The sequence below is a fragment of the Salinimonas chungwhensis DSM 16280 genome (assembly GCF_000378185.1).
GTDB classification, from domain to species: domain Bacteria; phylum Pseudomonadota; class Gammaproteobacteria; order Enterobacterales; family Alteromonadaceae; genus Alteromonas; species Alteromonas chungwhensis.
The window spans coordinates 110564-134639 of record NZ_KB899382.1 but is presented as its reverse complement, the minus strand read 5'-3'; the positions used below and the strand labels follow the sequence as shown (position 1 = coordinate 134639).

Here is a 24076-nt window from a genome sequence, read left to right as displayed (position 1 = left end):
ATCAGAACGTTATTAACACATCACTTATACTTTGCTTGAGTGCAGTATCAGCGGGAGTAATTGTCACTAAGAGTGTTCTTTATATTGGATTGGCATTCTTTAATATCCTTCAAGCTGGACCTACCATATTAATTAAATCGGCTTGATAATTATCAAGAATATTTTTAATATCTTTCCCTTCTAGCTCTATTGATTTGAGAGTATTTTTAAAAAGCTGCTGATAATCTGTATCTCGAAGCACGTTAATTGCTTTCCGAGCACCTTTTGCAGCATTCTGAACTACAGAGTCAAAATTTTCTCCTACCGAGGTTTCTCTTATCTCAGTCAATAAATAATCTTCAGCGACTAGATATACGACTCCAACCGCTATAGTAACCGCCGCTCCCGCAACCACGACGGACGCTGTGGTAACACCAACAGAAGCAGTTACTCCCGCCACAACTAGCCCTGGCACTAGCGCCGCAGAAGAAAGCAGTAACTTATCTAAGGCTGATGCTCTCTCTTCTTCAGTCTTGGCCTTGTAATACGCCCGTAAATCAATTCCAATATCGATCGCCTGAGCTGCACTAAATGCTTTTGACAGGAATATTTTACCTCCACTCCTCATCGCTTTTGTAAATTTACTCACTTCATCTCGGTGCTTATATAAGGCTTTCATTAACTCATTACTTTTCGCTCTTAGCGTCGTCCAACTTAAGTCAATAGCATTTTTAAAATGAAGCAGTTTACCTCTATGATCTTTAACGCTTTTTGTGACAATTACACCAAAACGCTTAAATCTCACATTTAATTTCGGCGGAAGAATATTTAACTGGAATCGAGCAATTTCCGCTTCTAATATCTTTGTTTTAAATGCATTTAATTCTGCAATAAAGTCAGCCTTAGCTGAGTTAGATTTCTCTCCTGCCTTGGCTATTATATTCAATGTATCCTCTTTGAATTTAAGGAGCTGGCTCTGAATACGCATCAATTTATTTCTTGCACTTTCTGAGTGCATCATTACTTTTTCTTTTTCTTCTTGTAATTCATGTAAAAATGACGCGTATTCCAAATGCCAGCTTTGCCAGCTGGTTATATATTCTTCAATGATCTCATCAATAGCGTTGACATCTTTTAATTTTTCTATTAAATCCATTGGCAACCATACTTCACCCTTAAAATCACTTGTTGATTCTTGTATATCTTCCACTGGCACGAGACTTATAAATCGCTGACCGGTAGAGGGAAAATCTAAAATATCCGAAGTTGACTTGCAGTTCGGAAAATCTCCCTCCCACTCAAGGGGAAGATTCTGAATACGATAAGTCATAATTCTTCCTAGTTTTCAGTAGAGATGATCTTCCCATTATTATCCACTAGATAAAGAGCACTTGAATAATCAGCTAAAATAGATAATTCTAGGTTATCATTTTGCTCGACTTTCACTTTATACCTATTCGATTTACCCTCACGTTTAATGGTGGAATTTAATTCAACCCCCCCAAGCTTCACGCGCATTAATTCGACATCTTGGATGTCTTCATTAACAGATATAGTGATTATATTCCCATCAACATTTTCAACCTTAAAACTACCATTTCCATTTAGCTGTACGTTTTTCGCCATCGAAAGCTTGTAGTTATTTTTGATTACTACGCTGGCAGCTTCCGCTTTAGCTTTTAGCAACTCAGCTGCCCGCATATCTTCAGAATACTGCTCTGTAGCCTTACCAATCCCTAGTAATGAATCTGCATAAACTCCATTGCTAGCAACAATCAGCGAGTCACTCACTAGCGGAACCATACTAATCTTCGCCGTTTCCAATACTTCTTCTACAGCGTAATACAATTCTTCTACAGAGTCGGTTTGTTCGTTCTTTTTGTTTAGCCAGTCCATAAATGACTGACCTTGATTACTACTTGGTTGTTGTGAAAAAGTATACTTATCAAGTATCAGTGCAGATTCGGCAGTTTCTTTATTTGATTTATCTAAGTGTTCATATTCGAGACTCAGTACATCAACCAACCTCGTTAACAACACTTTCCAGTAATCATTTTGATTGAATTTTTCACCTAGCTTTACAGGCAGCTGACTGGGACTAAACTCTTGAATTACATCTCCTAACTTATTTAAATCAAATACTTTCTCCTCAAAAATCCCTGTACCTAAAATCAGCTCCCTCCCACGCGTAACAACTAGTTTCAAGTCATCTAGATACAACCCACCTGAATAACGATTGTTAATTTGGTAAAGCATAATATTTAAAGTTGCACCAACATTGACGTTTTTAACTTTATAAGAAGCACTTTTACTGTCTTCTCGATACGAGCTTTCCTTTGTTTCAACACTGGTTTCTAGCTGAGTATTTGAACTTACTTTACGTGCCGCCTTCCTGGCCACTTTTTGCATTGTCTTTGAGAAGTTTTTTAGAGAAGTAGTTGTTTTGCTCCCACCGCTTGCTTTAGCTGAAAAACCACCAAACGAACCACCCGCTGAAGCTGACATAGTTTTGGTTTTCACTTTTGAGTACTCTTTACTTACTTCATTATGAAATTCAGAAGTAAAATCAGATGATTCTTCACTGGTGGTCATTAGAGAAGACACGGTGTTAACAGCGCGATTTTTTTCAGTAGTTGCTTTGGTAGAGACACTAACAGTGCGCTCCTCACCTGGCGAAAGCGGAATACTCTCCAATAGCTGTCCCAGTTCACAACCATTCCATTGCAAAGTGTATGAAAGCTCTTCTCTTATCGCCAGTTGTGGGAAGTCAGTAACAAACATCGCAGGTAAAGGATTATAATAAAAACGCGCAGATAACATTAACGGTTTACTAGTGACTAGCTCTTCATAGTCCCTAAAAACAACAACAGCATTTTTCCTAAATTCATCATTTACCTCACAAGCTTGCATCACTTCAGATAATGATTCTCCGCTATCCGTGATATATCCGTTTTCTGTTGCATCCGTTACAAATACTTTTTTCCCTAACATTCTCAAGGTGTGTATTTTATCTTCTATAGGATTATTGCCTAACCTTACTGGCCTATAAACCAATAAAGTTTTAGAGCGGGGTTGATACTCGATATATCTCCTTCTGCGCACAGAGGCTCGACCACTGCGACCTCTTTTTATTACAGTGCGCATTCTTGTTATTGTCACCGTCCAGCGCGCTTCTCCTTCTGATACTTGGTAAAGTTCACCTGCTTTAAGTGTTTGGACCCAGTTCTCCGCTTGTTTTTCCCATAACTTACCTCCCATTTTTTTATTAAGTGTTTCAATAGGCACACCATCAATTTTTGCGTTCAATGGCAGTCGAATAGTCTTATCTTCAATACATAAAAACATTCCATGTTCACTTGCACGTTGCGCTAAATCTTGTTCAAGTGTTTTACAATTTTCAGCCAAGCTTTTCAGCTCTGCATAACGCATCTTATCTTTTTGGAAAAGAGCATCATCATTCCACCACTGCGATACCTTTTGTTCTGTAAAAATTGCTCCTGTGTGCTTTCCTACTTCTTTAGCAAAAACTTTAATCGCCTCTAATCTATCATGCTCCTGCACTATATGATGTGGTAGGGCTCCCACGACTTCCATTCTGGGTAACTGGGCCTTAAAATTATCAAGGTCATAAGGATTCTCTGCATCAGACTCATTCGGCTGCATTACTTGAACAAGTGTATAAACCTTATTCCAAACTTCGTGATAGGCATTATTTTGACTATCATCGGTGTTCTCATACTCGATGGGCTCAAGAACCATGTTGAGAAGTAAATAGACCCGGCCACTTCTCAAATCTTTAACGCAAATCTTACTGTCAAAACTCTTTACTTTTGCATCATGTCCTGACTCCATTTGGTCATAATAGTGACCACTTAATTGAGCCATCATAAAATCATCACTAAACTCCTTCTTGTGATCACTACTTAAAGACTGAGCAAGCTCTACGGCTACAGGAACAGCTTTTTCACCATCAGTGTATAAAACAGCATCAAACCCTTTTGCATCTACCCAAGACCGTTCGAAATATTCTTTAAAGTTATTCTTCTCAAATTGTTGACTGAAATAATCTTTCTCAACTTCATTTGGAGATAAGACTCTGACTAATTTTTGATGAGATTCATCAAGCACATCTAGCCAGGGCAATTCCACATCTCTATCACGTTGCATTTGCAACATCGATGGGGCGCATTCTGGACTGGTGGGGGGATGTAGTAAAAGACTTGAATCAAGTGGGACAGGCTTCATATCGAAATTCCTTGTCTAAAATTATTAAAATTCCCTCTTTACATCAAAGGTTGATACCGACTATAGAATTACTTTAGTATATTTTTTCACACATGCCATAAAAAATTCTTACTAAAAATTTGCAAGGTCGGTTGCCCCATTGACCTTTCCCCGAGATTAGAACCAATCTCTCGATGAGGTTTTTCATATTATGCTGCCCGTTTTGCATACTCAACAGGCGGCAGGTAATTCAGTGAGCTATGTGGGCGCACATGATTGTAGTGTTCACGCCATAGGTCTATTTCGTAGCGCGCCTCATCCATTGTTCTAAACCAATGCTGATTCAGGCATTCGTTTCTGAACTTGCCGTTGAGGCTTTCCACAAACGCATTCTGTGTCGGCTTGCCAGGCTGGATAAAACCTAGTTCAACACCTGTCTCTTTACTCCAGAAGAACATCGCTTTACTGGTGAATTCTGTTCCGTTGTCGCAAATTACCTTCGCTGGATTTCCTCGTTGCTCAATGAGCTGACTGAGGAAGCGTGCAACCTGACGCCCGCTGATAGAGACAGACACAAGCTGTCCGACCATCTCGCGGGAGTAATCATCCACCACGTTCAGCACTCTGAAGCGTCTGCCATTACTAAGCTGATCTGATACGAAGTCCATAGACCATCGCTGATCTGGCGCTGTAGGCACCTCAAGCGGCTGCCTTGGTCGAGTCAACTTCTTGCGCTTCTTTGTCCGTACTTGTAACGCCTCTTCAGTATAAAGGCGGTACGTATGCTTGCGGTTAACGACAAGTCCCTCTCCCTTAAGCAGGCTATGTAACATCAGATATCCATATCTTGGATATTGTGACGCCAATTCCTTCAGACGCGAGCGTACTGCGCTATCTGGCTTTGTCTTGTGGAAATATCTGAATGCGGTTCGGCTGACACCAGCAAGCTTGCAGGCAACCCGTTCACTGAGCTTAAACGCATCAATAAGGTGACGGGCGATAGGCTTTCTTGCTGCTGGTGTTACCACTTTTTTGAAAGCACATCCTTCATCGCTTCCACTTCTAAGAGCTTGTCAGCCAGCATCTTCTTCAGCTTATTGTTCTCAGACTCAAGCTCTTTTAGGCGCTTGGCTTCGTTGACTTCTAGACCCGCATATTTACTGCGCCAATTATAAAATGTGCCTGATGAGATACCCATCTCGTGGCAGATGTCATCCACCTTCGCACCAGCCTCATGCTGTTTGATGGCCTTGATGATTTGTTCTTCGCTGTAGCGTTTCTTCATTTTGAGATCTCCGTTGTCTCCAGTTTATTGGAAATCTCATCGATGTCATGGTGTTATTCTTGGGGGAGAGGTCACCATCTGCTGCGTAGTTCTTTTTTGGAGAAAAAGATTTAAGCGTCTGAAATAAAAACAATTTATATTTTAAGGCACCAACCGTTCATGTGGTTTTTTAATGCATGAAATTAATTTCGATTCAGATCACAGCTCAAGCTTCACGTCGGACATAAAAAGCCAATTCATTTTGCAAAGAAAATGCAAAGCTTGCTTTATAAATTTTAACTCATTGATAATTAAAAAATAAAATAAACACAAAGATTTCAAAATCCGTTGTCTTCGGGCGTGGCGGTTCAAGTCCGCCCACTGGTACCACTCTTTTCAAGTCTAAAGAAAAGAGATAACAATAAGCCGACGTAAGTCGGTTTTTTTGTGGCTGCTTGTACGAAAGTCGCCACACCCTGGCGTGGCGTCCGAGTGTCGGTCCAGTCAAATGCGAAAAGTGACTGTCCTATTATTATACTTACGGGAGCGGAATGAACGTGACACGTTTCCGCTTCACCGCCCCGAAGCCTTTACCATTTTAAAGGTGTGCATGGGAGGCTTGGCGGTTTTGATGCTCATCGCGATAGTTTGGAAGCGTTGATTATAGCCTTTTAATCCGATTAATGATCAATGGTGTTACAGAGTCATGAATACCGCCAGACGGGCCAAACATAAAATAATATTTCTTCTGACTTCCATCTTTTTTATTAACCAATACATGCTTTTCGATAATGGTAAGGTTCTCAGTCTCTTCTGCGCGAATTTTAGTGAAAGTAGGAAATGTTTGGATATAGATATAATTTCCGCGCTTGATGATTGAGTGTCTGCCCCATATCCAGCAAACCAGCGTTACCATTAAAACAACAGTTGTATAAAAAATAAAGCGCGTAGATTGGTTCTCAGGTGCAATCGCCCCCGCGAATATAAATACAAGAAACAATGTCGTGGTGTAATTTAATAAAAATAGTACAGTCATTTTATCTACCAGAAAGAGAGGCTGATGCCTCTCTTAATTATGGATAACAAAAATAGGCCCCACCAATGGTGCCAATTGCCGAGCCTAAAGCGCTACCACCCGTGATGCCAGCACCAGCGCCGAAGCCAAAGCCGCCCACAAAGCCTGCGACACCACCAATAACTCCACCAGCAATACCGCCACCAACAGCCCAGATAGACATGCAGTCACCACCAGAAATTTGAGATATCTCGTTAAGTTCTAATTCTTTCATTTCGCTATCCTTAAGGTATGCACACTGCTGTGCCAATCTGCGTTCCAAACCCGAAGCCCCAAATTGCGCCAGCTCCCATACCTATGCCGGCTGAAGCAATACCACCACCGATGAACCCGCCCAGCGCACCCAATGCACCAAAACTGGCTACGCAAACGCTTTCGTCCAAACCGGCGCCACTTACGCTATTAAGCTCTTCTAAAGTTAACTGATTCAAGATAATAATCTCCATTTAAATAGTCTGTATTGGTCCCTTTGGAAAAAGGACCAATACAGACTATTTAAATCATGTGAGATTTGATACTGAACTGATGAATAGCTTGTTTGAAGTTGAATTGTAACTGTTAAAAGTGTCTAGCAAAGTCTGGGAAGTCCATACATCGTTACCGGCAAGAAGGGTCATGTCGTTGTCAGCCGAAATATCAGCCCCTTCCACGGTCAGGTCATTGTCGGCATTCAGCTGCATGTTATTGCCAGCGCTGAACTGGCTGGCCTCGGTACTGCTGCTGGTTGATGATTGCGTGCTGTCTGACTGGCTGAAGCCCACCGTAAGACTGGCATTACCGTTGCTGGCGTTTAAGTTTGCCCCTACCTGAAGATAATCACTGCTCTCATCACTGGTTTGGGTATTTTGCGCTGCAACAATACTGATGTCGTCAGCATTCACGCTGATATCGTTTGCTGCATCGACATTCGCGCCTTCAAACAGGGCATCGCCGCCTGCATCAACACTTATGTTGCGCCCCGCCACAATATTGCTGGCCAAGGCACTTTGTTGCTGCCCTGACTCTGTGGTGGTGGTCGTTGTGCGACCCAGGTGGGCGCTGCCACTGGGGCCCGCATTGTTTAACGCATCGGCGGCCTGCATGACCGAGCTTGCCTGACTGACAGCATTGTCACCTTCGCCAATATTGCCCACCGCCTCTGCGGTATTCCCGATATTGTAATTGGCGTTAACGGTTAATCCGTCGCGGGTATCTTCCTGTTCTAATTGGTGTGACGCCGTTTCTTTCGCGCTAACGATGCTGACATCATTAACGGCGTCCAAGGAAATATCCATGCCCGCAACAATATTGCTGCCTTCCACGGTAATATCATTACCTGCGTCGAACTGAACAGTATTCCCTGCACTGATGTTACTGCTTACTGCGGTGGACGCGTTCGCTGAAAGCGTACCACCCTGGATGTCGTCGCCCACAAATACACTGGCGGTATTACTGTCTGCACTTACGGCTAAACCGGTTTTTGATTCTGAGTGCGAACTGCTGTTGGAATTTTCACTTTGGCCGGTGAGAATATTAATATCCCTGCCTGCGTCAACAAGAAGGTTGTGGAGTACCCGATACCCATCGCATCGGCCGCTTCTTTTTGTGAATAACCTTGATCGACCACCAATAGTGCTGTTTCGAGTCTGAATTCTGAACTGAAATTCGGGCCTTTCTTCTTAGCCATTTTGTCACCTAACATTGTTATGCTGCTATCATAGCAGCTCTAATTAGGTGGCCAAATTCACTATGCCACTACAACGTTCTGGAGGACGGATGGCAATAAAAGGCCCCGCATTAGCGAGGCTTTAGGAAGGAAAAATAATTCGTGAGGCTTAAAATCTAAATGTACCTAATAGCGTTAATGAGCCCAGTGTGCCTTCATCGGTATTAACACCAGCCCCAAAACGAATTGATGAATGCGCATTAAACCAATAGTTAGTACCCAGCTCTATGACGTTTTCAGACCCAAAACGGTCATTGTTCTCATGTATTGCCATAACGCCCACACTCCAATTAGCTTTGAAATAGTAATCAGCATCTATTTCTAACGTAAGCTCATCATCAAAGTGAGTGCCTTTAAGCTTAATATCCCATCCAGGTTTAAAGCTAGAAGGGTTGAAACCGAAACTTGTAAAGCGAGCGAATACACTTGCGCTGAATTCAGAGTCACCAAAACGTTGCACATCGCTTCCACCATCAAACGATTTGAAACTTGAATCGAGATCGAAATAGTCTACGCCTGCTCCCACTTCCCAATTTTCAGAAACAAACTTTGAGACATCAACTCCAAATCGCTGTACTGTAGAATCGTAATTTCTATAGTCATCAGTCGTTCTTCCGTAACGGCCTCTTACCACTAAATCGTCTTGTGAAAACCATTCCCCAGTAACATTAAACTGGTCGATATTATCAATGCCGAAATAGTCTACCGATACGTTGTTGCTGCGCTGAAGGTATGGACTTATTGCATAAGCCTGCTCGCCGATTTTAACCGTATCAAAATAATGACGATAGCTGGCACCAATAAAATTATCGTCTGCATCTCTGACATCAGAGAAACCAATGCTGACTTCATGGTTAATTGGCTTAGTTTCGGCAAAAACTGAAGGAGTAGCTAGGGCGAGGACGCAAAGGGCTGTACGAGTAACAAACATAATAAATCCTTTTTATATTGCTAATACCGTTATCTATTTGATGCTTCTAAAAACGAGTGCACAATATAATAAGCTTTATTTGAGCACAAGATGAATAAATGCAACTGGAAACCGGAAAGTGTAACAATTGGTAAGGCCTGACTTGCAAGCATGGTTCGATAGAATTGACGAGAGGCCCTCCACACAGCGTGCTCTTGAAATTCCAAAGCAATTCTGGGCTTTCTTTGGTAAAGGCGATGTGGAAGCTCAAGAGCGTGAAAACGCAGAACGTTTTAAGACTGACGTGAAAAAGTAGAGAGAATATTTATGTTTACATATTTCGAGCCTGATACGGCCCCGAAAGAATCAAAACCTTTGATGAAGCAATCTTTAGCCGGTTTTGGAATGACCCCCAATCTGCAAAAAATTTTGCCTGAAGCACCGGTAAACTATAAAGCGTTACAACGACACATTTACAGCATTCATGAGAGACACAACGCTGAGTCCAATTGAGCAGCAAGTGGTTTTTATGACATCAAACTTTGAAAGTAATTGTCGCTATTGTGTTCCAGGCCATACGTAGATGATGAAGTCATCAAAAATACCTGATGAAGCGATTGATGCATTGCGAAATGGCACTGCATTACCTGATACTAAGCTTCAAGCACTTCATGATTTTACTAAAGCTCTTCTAGACAACCGAGGGCATATGGGTGACGACAAATTAAATGAATCTTTAAGTGCTGGCTACACCAAGCGTCAAGCATTAGAAGTCTTTACAGGGTTAGTATTCAAACTCACCTCTGATTTTACTAACGCGTTAACTCACACAGAGGTTGTTGATGCCATGAAGCCTTACACTTGAGAAAAACCGAAGAATTAGTGTGGAAACTATCCAAGGCCCCCTAACCGGATAGAAAGATTTTAACGAAAAGGAAATCATTTCTGCTTGCAAAGTATTTGAAAAGTGTTCTTTTTAACTTACAAGCTATTGATTTTCGAAAATTAAAATATACACTTTCGTTTCAAAATCCGTTGCCTTCGGGCGTGGCGTCCGAGTGTCGGCCCATCGCGTGGCGACCAACCTAAAGTCCGCCCACTGGTACCACTCTTTTCAAGTCTACAGGAAAGAGACAAATAAGCCTACGTAGGTCGGTTTTTTTGTGTCTGGAGTTTATGCAACCTGCTTCGAGCCTTTTCAGGTTATAAGCATGCTGAACGACGTGTATTGACTTCCGGAATCGAAACGGAATTTAAAGCCACCTCAGCTTTAAAAAGCTAATGGTGCAGCGCAAGAAAAATGTAAATTAATACTCAGCGTAATCCTACACGGTTTCTTGCTATCCACTCCACCAAATCATTTACACCGCTTGGCACTAAAAGACACTTTCTCATCCAAAATCCACCGCCTAATTGATGTTTTGCATATACGCTGCTGTTGACAAAAATTAGCAGTTTACGTAAACATGACACATGTTATTAGCTAAGTATCAAAACTATCATCTCTTTTATACCTAGCAGAATAAAAACTCCAGACACGCCAATCATCAGCCCAGATACAAAAGCGCGCTTTATATCCCGATTCGAAAAATCAACGCACTGAACATCTTCCTTAAAAATCACTGTTGGTTCCTTTTCATGTACCCGCTTCGTGAGAAACGGGTAACTAGCATGAGCGCTTATGAATAATTATGGCCAGTTGTGATACAAGTATGAGCCTGTGAGGGCGAGACTAGTACCTACAAATAGCGCCGCACCAAATGGGGCAAGCGCGATCCCCGCAGCGTAAAGTCCAATTCCGCTACCAACGAATGCCATTTGTGAGGCAATTTGAGTTGATTGACTAATGCCACCGCTAACTGCTGCAACGCCATCATCATCCAAAACTTTGAATGAAATGCTGTTATTTCTATTGTTAGTTAAACCACACTGTTCGCTTTTTTCCCTAAACATATAAATATCCATTAATAATTTAAAAGACAATGAAACTTAGATCGCTGATGACACATTTTGACTGAAGCCATCAGGGTTATATTAATATGCCTTGAAGATATATTTCACCTGTCCTCAGTAACAGAAAAAAATAGGCGCAGTTACATATTCAGATAAATACACCACTCTTGGTTAGGTGATGAGAAAACCGCGCATTAACAAGCGGATATGAGATCAAATAATTTTCAGGACGGGGAAGTTACGTGCCCGCCCGGTATTTGCATGAAACCGTGACTATTGCAGACTACGAGAATTTGTCGGTAAGCGTCCGCAAACAATGTGATTCTTATTTGACCTCTCCCACTAATATATTAGGCGTGAAAATACAAAACCGATACATTTTGAATGTAATTTACAATAAAGGCAGCTAAGGAAATATTTACCTTAAGCTGCCTTTATTGTATGGATAAACCTTCGATTTTTATTCTAATTTATTCAGAAGCCTTCTCGATGCGATCGTAATAATTTTTTAGAATCTGAAATGCCTGCTTTTTCTCACCTTCGTTACTAATCAGTCCTTTTCTATTCCAGCCCTCCTGTATGCCTGGGTGGTTCCTTTTCGGTGAACGAAAGTCAAAAAGCACCCAGGGCGTGATACCACTGAAGCCTTCGGGCATCTCTTCCATCATAGCGATCTGACCTCGGTAGTAGGCTGCCTGGAATTCCTCACTCCAACGAGTTTGCTTATCAGCATGAAAGCCTTGCTTGGCGCCAGCACCGGTTTCGCTGATCAACAATGGTTTATCGTACACTGATTCCCATTTTGCGGTACGGGTATCTTCGGGTAGCCCAACATACCATCCCAGATATTCGTTAACTGAGACTACATCGGTAAACTCGCCAAGAGGATCATTTATAGTATTCATACCTTCGTTGTAATGCACTTCCAGAGCTGCGGAAATTAAACGACTGTCGTCCAGTGCCCTAGCCTCATCAATCAGTGCTTTCATGAAGGTCGTGCGTGTGTCTGAAACGGGTGTTTCGTTTCCTACTGACCATACAATAACGCTGGCTCTATTTTGGTCACGCGATATCATCTCACGTAACTGATTTTTTGCATTATTTAACACGGCTTCACTGCTAAAATCGATCGTCCAGTAAACCGGAATTTCGGACCACACCAACAAACCCATTTCGTCAGCTTTTCGCACGATATGTTCATTGTGAGGATAGTGTGCCAAACGCACAAAGTTGACGTTTAACTCTTCGGCGGCCCCTAGCAGAAACTCTGCGTCTTCCGGGGAATTCGCCCGGCGGATCTCTGGTGCAATTTCTTCATGCAGGCAGATACCACGTAAGAAAATAGGTTCGCCATTAAGCAAAATCTTATTTCCCACCACCTCAATGGTGCGAAAGCCAATTTTATCTTTAATAGTTTCATATTGGGTTTCGATTGCCACTTCGTAGCGTTTTGGGTTCGTATCTGACCATAATGTTAAGTGAGGGACGGAAAATTCAAACGCCGTATTTTCGCCTTGATAATTTACTTTTTTAGTTAAATTCAACTCAGGAATTCGGATAGTAACCTGCTCTTGTTTTTTGGCATTACCCAGGCTGACCTGCCCGCTAATAGTCGCGTTACGACGTTGAGCGCCAGTTTCGTCAGTAGGCTCAAGTTTTAATTCGTAACTCTGAATATAGGTAGAAGGCGTTTCGACCAGCATTACATCACGGGTAATGCCGCCGTAATTCCACCAGTCTGTATTAACTGTCGGTACAGCATCTTTAGCTCGTTCATTATCAACTTTTACTACTAGATGGTTGTCTTTAGAACGCAACAGAGATGACGGGATAGCAAACTGAAATGGGGTAAAGCCACCCACGTGGTTGCCAAGTTTCTCACCGTTCAGGTAAACATCGGCCTCATAGTTTACCGCTGCGAAGTAAACAAATAGCAGGTTATCCTGATGCTTTTTTTCGTAGTCGAAAGATTTTTTATACCACACCGTGCCTTCATAATATAAAAACTTTTCTTCCTGAGAATTCCAGTCACCGGGAACCTGCAGCGTATTGCTATCACTATAGCCGTGCTCTATAAGCTTTGATTTGTCGGTCGAGGTATTGATGTTCCAGTAAGCGGCCGGATTATCCTCCGACATCTCCTTGAAACGGTAGTCATAAAATCCGGTTTTGTAGGGATCGACGATATATTGCCACTCCCCGTTTAAGCTGGTGGTATCTCGACTGTAAACACTGTTCAATGTACTGGTAGCCGAAGCCACGATAGAAAAGAAACAAAGAGAGGTAAAGAATAAGCAATGTAGGACTATTCGTAGCATTTTCATAAACAAACCTAAACATGATATTATATTACAATACTATGTTAATTTTTTGTGTACCGTCAACTAAAGATGTTCTTTTCGACTGAGTTCTTCTCGTGCGTTGAAGGCTAATTACTGTGAACCTTCCCTGGTTTGATAATCAGCATCACTGTTTGGAATTTTATGGAGATTTTTACAATTCCAGAAAACGGGGTTCTTATACAGGCCGTGTTTCACCTTCTCAATGCAAAAAAGCTTGGTTTACGAAGTAGACAACTTCCTGGTGAAAGACTGGAGTTCCAAACGACAGCTATAGTTGTCGTACGATTTAGCACCAGAATTAACCAAAATCAAAATATTGAACAATAGTTCAGTTACATTATACCTAAGCTTCAGTAAATTTTATTTCGCTAATAAATATATAGTTAGCGGCCCATGGAGTTTTAATGAATAGGGATATGAAATGAGAGAACTAGCTGTTGAGGAAATGAATGATATTAGTGGCGGAATAGTCGCGCTTTACTGGGTAGGTGTGGGAGCAGTATGGGCTTATCGTTCGTATAGAACTGTACGGTTTGTTTCACAAGCTATGGCTGGCGGAGCCTTGTACGACGGCGCCAAGTCAGTGATTCCCTAGCTGAAATAGCGCACGGCTTTGGTCGTGCGCTCATATTTGGAGCCTAACAATGCGTATAAATGAGAGTCATTGTCCTTGTTGCAAAAATAATATCGGGCTGCCCGCGAAAAAGAAGCTATTAGTACAAGATACAATTACGTGCCAAACCTGTGGCACTACGTTAACCGTCAGCATTTTTTCAGCTGTGCTCGCAACGTGTATTTTGGGTGTGCCCGCCTGGCTCCTTTTCGATGAACTTTTAACTACTGACATTCACAACTACTTGAAGCTTTTTTTAGGTTACAGTGTTTGCATGTGTACAGCGCGACTTGGCTTTCCGTTCACCACACTTGCCCAAGTTAGGCGCTGAACCCAACATTCACATTTTATGTGCGCCGTTCGCCCGTTAATTGGCCTCAGGACAAGTAGCATAGTTTCTTCCTCTGCTGATGTACAGTTAGATTCTGAGCTAACTCCTGCTCAATTGAAAAATCCAACTACACTTTGTCTAACTTCATGCCCAGACCCTGTAAGTACCTTTTAAATCTATCAATACCCCTTACTACCACTGTGTGTCTCGCTGTGTACGCAGAACATTATTTTGGAGCAACGATAAGCAAATGGGCAGCTGTCATGAACATCGTCGGCACCGATAGGAAGACAGGTTGCTATTTCAGGCTGAGGAACCTCTATAGGACAGTCACTTTCTCTACCTTATTTAGCATTGAGGGGTGGCCTTGCCGATTATTTTGTCAGCACCTTTCTCCTGTTTAATCGAAACGGTTTCAGGCTTTTTTACGCCATAAACGAAAATGAATATACTTAACGTGATCCCTGAGAAATCAGTCGCAATTCACTTTATGGTTTCTTTCAAACCTACTCGCGGAGTAACATGGGCGGCACTTTCAACCAATCTGTCAGTTAAATGCCATCACCTCTCGAACGCTACCAAGAGAAAATACAAAAAAATGAGATTACCCTTGACCACAATCAGCAAGATGCCCTGGCAGCGTTAGATCACCTTTACCACCGATTGAGCGAGACTGATAACCGTCGGTCGTCCCATAAGTTGGGTGTTTACATGTGGGGTAGTGTCGGTCGCGGTAAAACGTTTTTGATGGATCTTTTTTATTCTTCCTTACCGGAGGGCGTGGCGCTTCGTCTTCACTTCCACCGTTTTATGGCGCGCCTGCATAAAGAACTGAATTTGTCGTCCGGCCAGGCAGACCCGCTTAAAAACATTGCAAAACAGTTGGCTGGCGAGTGCCGGGTATTGTGTTTTGATGAATTTTTTGTATCCGATATTGGTGATGCTATGCTATTGCGCGGCTTTCTGGAAGCACTATTCGAGGAAGGTGTGGTAATGGTGGCAACGTCGAACATCGCGATAAATGACCTGTTTCAAAAGCAGTTACAAAGGGTACGCTTTGAACCTGCTATAGTACTGTTGCAAAAAAATATGCAGGGTATTCATTTGGACGGAAGTAGTGATCATCGTTATCGACATCAGTTTCACAATCCAATTTATTTTGTTGCCAACCCTGCGCCAGTCGAGCAGTTATTTAAACAACAAACGCAAAGTACCTCAGTAAGCAAAGAACCTATTTCTGTTTACCGGCGAGAAATTCCTGTTGTTAAACGTTCTCGATCGGTAGTGTGGTTTGATTTTCATGAGTTATGCGAGGGAGCACGCTCAACCGTCGATTACATTGAGCTGGCAGAACGCTTCCCAACCCTGATGCTTTCCAATATTCCACAATTAAGTAGCGAACCTTACGAACATATAAAAGCAAGAGGAACGGAAGATGTGAGCGAGGATGGCGGGGCAACGGGTGAACGGCAGGTTTCTTTGGGCGTGAATGATGACGCCGTCCGCCGCTTTATCAGTCTGGTTGATGAATGCTACGATCGTGGTGTCGTCATGTATCTTCACGCGGATGTAGCACTTGATTCACTTTATCAACAAGGTGCGTTGTTATTTGAGTTTCGCCGCAAAAAAAGCCGCCTGGTCGAAATGGCGTTAGCGTATTATCAAAGCATACGGGCAACTACGTAGTTAAACCCGCGCATCTGGTTATTGGTTCGCTGTTCACTCGCTTTGCTCTACCTTGACCAGAACCTTGTAAGTCGTGGTTTATGAACAATGACAAAATGATTGCTATAAAGCCGTGGACCCTACCGCGGCATGGGTAAGGTGAACCACACCCGTTCATCGGCCTGCACTTTTAACACCTGAAGGCCTCTTTTAAAGAATGAGTGACTGTCCCGTGTTACTTCGATATATGTGACTTCATACCGATAAACACATCCATGTTTACCTCTCCTTTCTATCAGGTATTAACACTTCAAACTAGGCAATACTACACGACTGGAATCAATACCCAACGACGATATCGGCTGGGTTACTATGCTTTGGTTATTCAACAAGGATGTTTGATTATGCCAAGGAAAAACACTTCTTTTGCCGACCTTCTATTGCAAGCGCCGTGGTGGGTTTCTGTTGTAACGGCAGCAGTCACCTATATTGTGATGGGCCACTTACTACCCTCTATCGAAACCGAAAACCAGATTATTGATGTGGTGTTTAAGGCTTTTGCTGTTCCTGCACCGCTTTTCGCACTTTTCATAGTACTCATCGCGCCTTGCGTCGTTTTTCAATTCACGACGCAAGGGCAGGCAACTAGATGCCCAAACGAACATTGAGAGCATTCGACAACTGCACTGGCGCAATTTTGAAGAGTTAGTCGCGGAAGCGTATCGCAGACAAGGTTATCAAGTGGCAGAAGGCGGGTCCGGTGCAGACGGTGGCATCGACCTGGAGTTGAGAAAAAGCGATGAGTCGGCGCTTGTGCAATGTAAACAGTGGAAAGCGCAAAAAGTAGGCGTGAGCGTGGTACGTGAGATGTTCGGTGTGCTCACGGCAAGTAATGCAGATAAGGTCATTATTATTACTTCAGGCCGGTACACCCAGCAAGCAATCGACTTCGCATCTGACAAACGAATAACTCTCGTTGACGGAACCGAACTACTTTCTCTTATCCATGATGTGCAAACAGAACCGAAAGTAGAAGCGACAAAGCAGACCACGTGCCCAAGGTGTGGTAGTGAGCTTGTCGAACGGCAAGCGAAGCGTGGCATCAATGCAGGGAATTCCTTCTTAGGTTGTTCCAGCTTTCCAAAGTGCCGTCACACCCAATAGATTTTAACGGAGAAATGATGAAAAACTTAGATGTTCATAAAAAGGTGGCTGTACTTATAGATGCTGATAATGCTCAGCTAGCGAGGCTTTCAGTAATTCTGGATGAGATTTCCGCTCATGGTCATGTACTTATTAAACGCGCCTATGGTGACTGGTCAGCTGATACACTTAAGAACTGGAAGAAACCACTAAACGAGCTAGCGATTCAGCCCATCCAACAGTTTGCCTATACCACTGGAAAAAATGCTACCGATGCGTCGATGATAATTGATGCCATGGATTTACTGTATTCCGACCGTATTGATGCCTTTGCGTTAGTCAGCAGCGACAGCGACTTTACTAAACTAGCATCCAGGCTAAGAGAGTCTGAAAAGTTCGTATTCGGTGTTGGTGAGAAAAAAACGCCAGTATCCTTCAGAAATGCCTGTGATGATTTTGTTTTTACCGAAAACCTTGATTCTGCCCAAAGTAGTAAAACAGAAAAAACGGTGACTAGCCCTAATTCGATTAGTTCTGCCAATGGTGCTGAAGCGCTTATCCCCGCCTTCCTAAAAGCCTGGGAGCTTTATCAGAATGAAGATGGCTGGGTAAACGCCGGGCCTGCAGGTAGCTTTCTGAAACGGGCCAAGCCGGATTTTGACCCCCGCACATACGGTGGCAAAAAGGTTACCGATGTTTTAGCTAGCTTATCCAGTGTGTTTGAGATGTCTAGACAACGAGGTAAAGGAACAACAAGCATCGTACGCTACCGTCCCAAAATGATTTCCATTTAACTCATGGCCAGCAGCTTTTCCAGACGTAGGCAGTGCTTGGTTACCCAGTTTTCGTTATCAGCCGAATACCGATTTCTCTTATTCCAGCCTGGTTTGAAGTGTTTAATCATTTTTTGCTCCAGGCTTTTGCTAATATTAAGTTCTCCCATTTGAGGTATATCGACGTAAGGGGAAACGGCAACCCACATTGCCAGCTCGGTGCCTTCACGAAGAGCTTCCGCAAGCTTGTCGTATATGTGGTGCACAACATAACCTTTGCTAAGCCATCGGTTTTTCAGGGTATAAGTAAACTCCCCTATATAGACGATGTCTTCACCCCTCGTGATGAAATAAAGGGTTTCACCAATTTTTTCATATCTGACATCTGTTAAATTGAGCACGATCTCAGAGACCCAAGTCTTTAACTGACAAGGGGTATCCGCAAATGAAAAAGTCCCAACCTTGAGGAATTCGAATCCGAGCAGGTGTTTTTTTATACGACCCATGTTTTTCCTTGATTTAGAGCTGAAAAATTATCACGCCAAACCTCTCCCGAAAGACTTGAAAAATCAATGGCTATAAAAACTATATATGCATTTCTATCCATTGCTGGAAAAATAAAAAACTGAGTTTACACTCATCGAAAATAAGCTTGAAATTATTACCGCTACTTTTTATTAAATTTGATTTAACGCATACGTTTTCTCTATTATTAGCGCTACACAAAGACCATCAATTAAGTTGACATGTTGATTACCTATGATGCAAACAACTTAGTTACAGCTTTATAAATGACTATTTAACCAGTTAAAATTACCAAAGCCTTTTTATATATCTTCCATCAGCTTTCCGGTCAGTTATTAAAAAAATCACGGATTTATTTCTCACAAAATCACAACATTAGATAACGATTTAACCAGGTTACACTCTAATTGATGTTCATCTTTGAATGGTTAAAGCGTGCTCTGAATTAGTGCTACAATGTTGGCTAGCAAGAAAATTTACGGCTGGATGATTGCTTTTTATCAACTCAATTGAAGACCCTGACATACCATGGTTACACGAGAATAACGAAGCTATCACAAACCCTATTTTGAAGAATAATCCCCACCGCAGCAATGTAAAAAACATCTTACCGCGGCAATGAACCTGGGTTATACTTGCGCGTATAACTGATGTTTACACGCACTCTAAACTCAAGTCAGAAATGCGTACTTCCCGCAGGACTGAAGTATACACGAAACAGTTTCCGGGAAAGATGGCCAGCCAATGACAGATTCAAAACCTGATCCAAGAGAAGTACCTCAAACCAAGCTGTTGAAAACGCTTTTGTTGCTTGCTGTCATCTACACGTTATACCTTGCAAAGTCACTTCTTATACCGCTTTTTTTCTCGGCTTTTGTGGCATTACTTTTAAGTCCTCTCATCGCCGTGGCGAAAAAACTATATATTCCCCGGACTATTTCAGCCGCCGCGCTGATGGTATTGCTCGTTGCACCATTTACATTTTTGGGACTAGAGCTGGCAGAACCGGCAGAGCGCTGGATACAGGCTCTGCCCAAAATGGCGACTGAAATAACCGATGAAATCGACGAACTAAGCGATAGTCTTGTTGATGAGCAGAATAATACTGTGGCTGAGCCGAAAAAAGAAAGCGACTCCTTTTTTGACTGGTTCGATGAAGACGATGAAGACGCCCCACAAGAACAAGTCGAAACGCAAGAGAGTGAAAGCGCCGTAACCGACAAATTAAAACAAAATAGCATAGAGATGGCATTTACAGTATTGAGCAACGCGCCCCTGCTTCTGGCTCAGATATTTGCCTGCATTATTTTTATTTTCTTTTTGCTGGTTTTCGGGCCGGGGTTGTTTAAAGTGTTTATACGGGATTTTCCTCTCGTAAGTAATAAACGACGGGCACTTGTTTTGGTCCACTATATTCAAAAAGAGTTGTCCGCTTATATCGTCACCATTAGCTTAATCAACGGGCTTTTGGGGCTGGTTACAGCGCTGGTATTTTCTTACCTGAATATTGATGACGCTATATTATGGGGCGCGCTGGTGGCATTGATGAACTTTGTGCCTTATCTGGGCGGGCTGGCCAGCTGTAGTATTCTGCTCGTGGCCGGACTTGTACAGTTCGGGCTTGTGAGCACTGCATTTCTGCCTGCGGCGGTTTTTTTAGGCATCAATATAGTGGAGTCACAATTAGTCACCCCCGCGGTGCTGGGCAAAAGCATGCAGTTAAACCCACTTATTATTATACTCTGGCTTTCTGTAGCTGGCTGGTTGTGGGGTGTCGTCGGCGTTTTGTTAGCAGTGCCTATTTTAATGAGCTTTAAAATTATCCTGGAGAATATCGGCGCGCTGCCGCACTGGGTAAAACTTATTGAAACGAAGTAAATTTTATTGGCCAGCCCGTAAAAAATCAGTCATCCCCGCTTGTCCTGTCAAAAGGCTATCGCCCAGTCAAAGCTCTTTACTGCCGGTACTATATAAAAATAAAAGGTTGTTTGAAAGCAGACCATCCCGTGATAGTCAGCCTTTTACCTTCTTTGAAAAAACCAGCTAATACTATTGTTTAACGGCTCTTTTTCTATTCTTTGCTAAGCTTAAAAATTAACTACACTGTATCAGTGTTTTTGTTGATATATCTTGAGTAACGCGCTCTGTTGGCCTGGAGAAAATATGTCAATACTGAAAAAGTTTCTGATTTCCATCACCGTTCTTCTTATCCTATTTACGTTGATTGTAACCGGCTTTAATGTCTATCGGGCATCCTCAAAAGTCACAGCGCAAGTAGCCAATAAGAAAGCCTCCGTTACTGCACAACTGATCGATATTCTATCTGTTACTGATACGCTGATGTCCGAGAGGGTAAAAAGCAGTATGAAACTGCTAAAGGAGCGCGGTAGCGCTATAGGTACACCTCGCCTGGGCGAGCCGGTGATGGTAAACAATAGCCAGGCAACTCAGTTGTATTTGGGCGACGTACCACAGGCTAATAACTTCGATGTAGTAGATAATCTGACAAATATAATGGGCGGTACGGCAACATTATTCAGCCGGACCGGTGAAGATTACATCAGGGTATCGACCAACGTAATAAAAGACGGTCAGCGAGCTATTGGCACCAGACTTTCACCTGACGGTAAAGCGATGCAAAAAATCAATCAGAAACAGGCATATTATGGTCAGGTCGATATTCTTGGCAGCCCATACCTTACCGGATATGAACCTATGCTTAACGACAGCGGCGACACGGTGGGCATTTGGTATGTTGGCTACTCGGCCGATTTAGAAGCGCTTGAAAAGGCTATTTCTCAGGCAAGGATACTAGAGGAAGGGTTTGTTGCTATCAGAGATGGAAAGGGCACCGTGCGAATGTTCTCTGATCACGTTGATGAAGACACGGTAAATGATGCTCTTACCGGCAGCGAAGATAAGTGGGAGGTCACTATCGTGCCTTTTTCCAAATGGAATTATGATATTGTTCTTGCCACGTCCACCAGCGAGGTCAGCAGTATGTTATGGACGTCCGTTCTGGATGCTGTGATAAAAGTGCTGATCGCTGGAGCTGTGTTTCTTCTACTGATTTATGTACTAGTTCAGAAAATTGTGGGTAAACCTTTGAAGCACTTTACCCATGTGGTAGGCGACATCGCCACTGGCGAAGGGGATCTGACATTTCGTTTTGATACCAATTTAGATGATGAATTCAGTAAGATGGCTAAAAGCTTCAACCTTCTGTTAAGCCACCTTCAACAGACTATTCAGGTAGTCAGTGAGACAACAAACAGCCTACTGGACAAAAGTGCTGAGCTGCAAACTACAGCGAGCCAGTCCAATGATTCCATAAAGCGCATGACCAGTCAGACAGATAATATTCTTTTAGCCGTTAACGAGTTGCAGAGCAATGCTAAAAATGTAGCAGAGAACACGCAGCGGGCTGATGAGGCAACGCAAAATGCGGATACTGATACCCGAAACAGCGTCACCGTGCTGAACACTTCGATCGCCGATATCGAGCGGCAAGCCGTTGACGTTGATGCGTCTGTACAGGTAATCAGTGAACTGGCTAAAGCCAGCGAAGAAATTAGCGGTGTTATGGAGGTTATCAGAAACATAGCCGAGCAAACTAACCTACTCGCCCTCAATGCAGCGATTGAAGCAGCGCGGGCAGGCGAACAGGGCCGAGGGTTTGCCGTTGTTGCTGATGAAGTTCGCTCTCTGGCAAGTAGAACACAATCTTCCACAGAAGAGATTCGTACTATGATTGAGCGCTTACAAAACAACAGTCGTGACGCCTCAACACGAATGCAGAATAACAAAGAAAGTGCATTTCACACGGTGGAAACCACCCGGGAAGCAGGAAGAAGTTTAAATGAGGCGCTAAGGGCGGTCGCCACCATCAGCGAGCTAAACCGTGAAAATGCGCAAATGGCGCAGGAGCAGCGCAACGTTTCAGGAACGGTCAGTGAGCATATTGAAAAAATACATGCCCTTGGCGAAGACAACAGCAACTTTGCTAAAACGGTGGTTGCTGATGCGCAAAAGCTGGCAGAACAGCTACAGTTAATGCGTCAGCAACTCAGCCGTTATCGTTACTAGTGACTTTAGGCACATAAAATGGTCGGACTCTATCCATCCCGAACTCAGCTGAATAAGCAAAAAGCGATTATAACGTTTTTCGTTGTAACCGCTTTTTGTATCGGCTTACCCTTCTTTTAGCTGGCAAGCGCTACTGAAACTTCTGTATTACAGACGCTGCTAAATTTGTCTGATCAATATTCCCACTGCGTAGGTGTGCAGCGAAAGCGCGAGTGTGGCTCAGCATTGCGACTGCCCCCCTGTTGCTCTATCACTTCACAGACCAGTGTAGTTTGGTCATTATTACGAGACGTTGTACGTCCCCATACTGAAACCAGGGCAGAGGGAGTTTCACCACAACGCTTAGCGGCATTAAATGCATGCACTGTATTGCGCTCGAAGTAGGTGAAATTATTGCCATTTGGGGATTTTTGTATAAACCAGGCTGGCAAATCGGTTGCTTTGTCCGCATCAATGATAAACGAGTTATCCTCACTGCTATGCTCAAAAAGTGTGCTGTCGGCATGGGCGGCAAAGAAAAGATTCTCAGTACCGCATTCAGGCGCGGTGAGCGGCAGATAAAACTCCTGCGGATGATGAAAGTGATAAGGATAGAAAGTGTCCTGCAACTGTATAGTCATACCAATTTCTGCTCCCACACTTTCTCCATCAATCGACTTAATGCGTAACAAGCCCCACGGACTCATCACATCGGCATAGGCATAACCCCCTCTAAACCGTTCATTATGCGCTTTGTCGCCGTCAGCGTAGAGGGGTAGCCACCCCACTGCGGCCCACAACTCTGGTAGTGCGTTTGCGGTAATATCTGTTTCCAGGTAATCCGGCATATGGCTTTGAGTAACAATAGGCCAAAACGCTTTAGCCAGTGTTAACCCTGCTTCCTGCATGTCTCCAGACGTTTTGCTATAAAACTCAGTCAGCGTGGGCCTGTCGAGCCAGCCTGCCACGTCATAAGTAGATTTTATCTTCTCACTTGCTGTATATAGTGGAAAATCGTCATAATTTTTTTGCGTGTCAAAACAGGCTTTCGCTGCATCCGGATTAGCCAATACCTGTTTAAGATGCTTAATAACCTCTTGAACATCCTGATAGTCGGTTACGCAGTCTCTGGCGATATCGCCGCTACCGTCATTGGTCTGAATTACCGCTAAAGGACCAACGTCGCATCCGTGACTCTTAGTCAGTATTTCTTTTACTCCACTAAGGTACGTCAGCGTTTGTTGCCACAGTATTTGCGATTCTTTCGTATTTTGCGTTGTTGTATCAATATTGTCGTCGCAGACAAATTCCGCTGCTGTGCTTAAGGACGAAAACAGTAACAGATGGCAGCCGGCCACGTAGTATTTGATCTGTTTTTTCATGTCATCACTCTATGATTGCTGAAATTAAAAAATGTAAGCATGTTAAGGCAATCGACTACCAGAAAGACGTTTGAACTCATTCAATACTTTTTTATTCAAAATGCACATGATCACTACATCAGATCAG

The 24076-nt window shown here is 43.0% G+C and carries 20 protein-coding genes and 1 pseudogene; 8 read left to right on the top strand and 13 right to left on the bottom strand.

What is annotated here, in order from left to right; all coding sequences use genetic code 11:
- Positions 1-109 precede the first annotated feature (109 nt).
- The 9 genes from F458_RS0112000 to F458_RS0111955 all read right to left on the bottom strand — a co-directional run bounded on the left by F458_RS0112000 (position 110) and on the right by F458_RS0111955 (position 9178).
- Positions 110-1309, bottom strand: coding sequence for a hypothetical protein (locus F458_RS0112000; RefSeq protein WP_018983674.1), 1200 nt, complete (start codon positions 1307-1309; stop codon positions 110-112).
- 8 nt (positions 1310-1317) lie between these two features.
- Positions 1318-4224 carry a hypothetical protein gene (locus tag F458_RS0111995; protein WP_018983673.1) on the bottom strand — a complete coding sequence of 969 codons (2907 nt, stop codon included), beginning with the start codon at positions 4222-4224 and terminating at the stop codon, positions 1318-1320.
- Positions 4225-4412: 188 nt separating this feature from the next.
- Positions 4413-5488 (bottom strand): IS3 family transposase gene (locus F458_RS0111990; protein WP_156824235.1). Its coding sequence is split into 2 segments (ribosomal slippage): positions 4413-5239 and positions 5239-5488, totalling 1077 coding nucleotides; the frame shifts between segments, so codons are not numbered across the junction.
- A 640-nt stretch (positions 5489-6128) separates the two neighbouring features.
- Positions 6129-6503, bottom strand: coding sequence for a hypothetical protein (locus F458_RS0111980; RefSeq protein ID WP_018983670.1), 375 nt, complete (start codon positions 6501-6503; stop codon positions 6129-6131).
- A gap of 37 nt (positions 6504-6540) precedes the next feature.
- Positions 6541-6756 (bottom strand): hypothetical protein, encoded by a 216-nt coding sequence (locus F458_RS0111975; protein WP_018983669.1) that lies wholly within the window; start codon positions 6754-6756, stop codon positions 6541-6543.
- A gap of 10 nt (positions 6757-6766) precedes the next feature.
- Positions 6767-6973 (bottom strand): bacteriocin-like peptide, encoded by a 207-nt coding sequence (locus F458_RS19505; RefSeq protein ID WP_156824234.1) that lies wholly within the window; start codon positions 6971-6973, stop codon positions 6767-6769.
- Positions 6974-7042: 69 nt separating this feature from the next.
- The gene (locus F458_RS0111965; RefSeq protein ID WP_408640336.1) at positions 7043-8053 is read right to left on the bottom strand and encodes a hemagglutinin repeat-containing protein; all 1011 of its coding nucleotides are present in this window, start codon (positions 8051-8053) and stop codon (positions 7043-7045) included.
- Positions 7990-8208, bottom strand: coding sequence for a hypothetical protein (locus F458_RS21205; protein WP_156824233.1), 219 nt, complete (start codon positions 8206-8208; stop codon positions 7990-7992). The genes F458_RS0111965 and F458_RS21205 overlap by 64 nt, the downstream gene beginning before the upstream one ends.
- A 148-nt stretch (positions 8209-8356) precedes the next feature.
- Positions 8357-9178 (bottom strand): hypothetical protein, encoded by an 822-nt coding sequence (locus tag F458_RS0111955; RefSeq protein WP_018983665.1) that lies wholly within the window; start codon positions 9176-9178, stop codon positions 8357-8359.
- Between the two features lie 306 nt (positions 9179-9484).
- On the opposite strand from F458_RS0111955, the gene F458_RS21050 reads away from it, so the two are divergent.
- Together F458_RS21050 and F458_RS21045 are read left to right on the top strand one after the other, a co-directional pair.
- Positions 9485-9670, top strand: coding sequence for a hypothetical protein (locus F458_RS21050; protein WP_232362660.1), 186 nt, complete (start codon positions 9485-9487; stop codon positions 9668-9670).
- Between the two features lie 70 nt (positions 9671-9740).
- Positions 9741-10022, top strand: a complete 282-nt coding sequence (locus F458_RS21045; protein ID WP_232362659.1) for a carboxymuconolactone decarboxylase family protein — start codon at positions 9741-9743, stop codon at positions 10020-10022.
- Positions 10023-10846: 824 nt separating this feature from the next.
- Here F458_RS21045 and F458_RS0111935 read toward each other — a convergent pair.
- Entirely contained in the window at positions 10847-11110 is a 264-nt protein-coding gene (locus F458_RS0111935; protein WP_156824232.1) for a hypothetical protein, read from the bottom strand.
- Positions 11111-11580: 470 nt separating this feature from the next.
- The gene (locus tag F458_RS0111930; protein WP_026294652.1) at positions 11581-13434 is read right to left on the bottom strand and encodes a glycoside hydrolase family 2 protein; all 1854 of its coding nucleotides are present in this window, start codon (positions 13432-13434) and stop codon (positions 11581-11583) included.
- A 439-nt stretch (positions 13435-13873) separates the two neighbouring features.
- Here F458_RS0111930 and F458_RS20685 point away from each other — a divergent pair, with 439 nt between their 5' ends.
- The 4 genes and pseudogenes from F458_RS20685 to F458_RS0111905 all read left to right on the top strand — a co-directional run bounded on the left by F458_RS20685 (position 13874) and on the right by F458_RS0111905 (position 17998).
- On the top strand, positions 13874-14047 hold the full coding sequence (locus F458_RS20685; RefSeq protein ID WP_018983659.1) for a hypothetical protein: 174 nt from the start codon (positions 13874-13876) through the stop codon (positions 14045-14047).
- A gap of 904 nt (positions 14048-14951) precedes the next feature.
- Positions 14952-16082 (top strand): cell division protein ZapE, encoded by a 1131-nt coding sequence (zapE, locus tag F458_RS0111915; RefSeq protein ID WP_018983658.1) that lies wholly within the window; start codon positions 14952-14954, stop codon positions 16080-16082.
- A gap of 383 nt (positions 16083-16465) precedes the next feature.
- Positions 16466-17225 (top strand): annotated as a pseudogene (locus F458_RS21035) (restriction endonuclease).
- Positions 17226-17239: 14 nt separating this feature from the next.
- Positions 17240-17998: an NYN domain-containing protein gene (locus tag F458_RS0111905; protein ID WP_232362657.1), complete on the top strand. Its 759-nt coding sequence runs from the start codon at positions 17240-17242 to the stop codon at positions 17996-17998.
- Here F458_RS0111905 and F458_RS0111900 read toward each other — a convergent pair.
- On the bottom strand, positions 17995-18483 hold the full coding sequence (locus F458_RS0111900) for a GIY-YIG nuclease family protein (protein WP_018983656.1): 489 nt from the start codon (positions 18481-18483) through the stop codon (positions 17995-17997). The two genes, F458_RS0111905 and F458_RS0111900, sit on opposite strands and share 4 nt — an antisense overlap.
- A 763-nt stretch (positions 18484-19246) precedes the next feature.
- Between F458_RS0111900 and F458_RS0111895 the strand changes: the two genes are divergently transcribed.
- Positions 19247-20380 carry an AI-2E family transporter gene (locus F458_RS0111895; protein ID WP_018983655.1) on the top strand — a complete coding sequence of 378 codons (1134 nt, stop codon included), beginning with the start codon at positions 19247-19249 and terminating at the stop codon, positions 20378-20380.
- A 285-nt stretch (positions 20381-20665) separates the two neighbouring features.
- Entirely contained in the window at positions 20666-22588 is a 1923-nt protein-coding gene (locus F458_RS0111890) for a methyl-accepting chemotaxis protein (RefSeq protein ID WP_018983654.1), read from the top strand.
- A gap of 173 nt (positions 22589-22761) precedes the next feature.
- Here F458_RS0111890 and F458_RS19485 read toward each other — a convergent pair whose 3' ends face one another.
- Complete coding sequence (locus tag F458_RS19485; protein WP_018983653.1) at positions 22762-23949, bottom strand: dimethylsulfonioproprionate lyase family protein; 1188 nt, start codon at positions 23947-23949, stop codon at positions 22762-22764.
- Between the last annotated feature and the right edge of the window lie 127 nt (positions 23950-24076).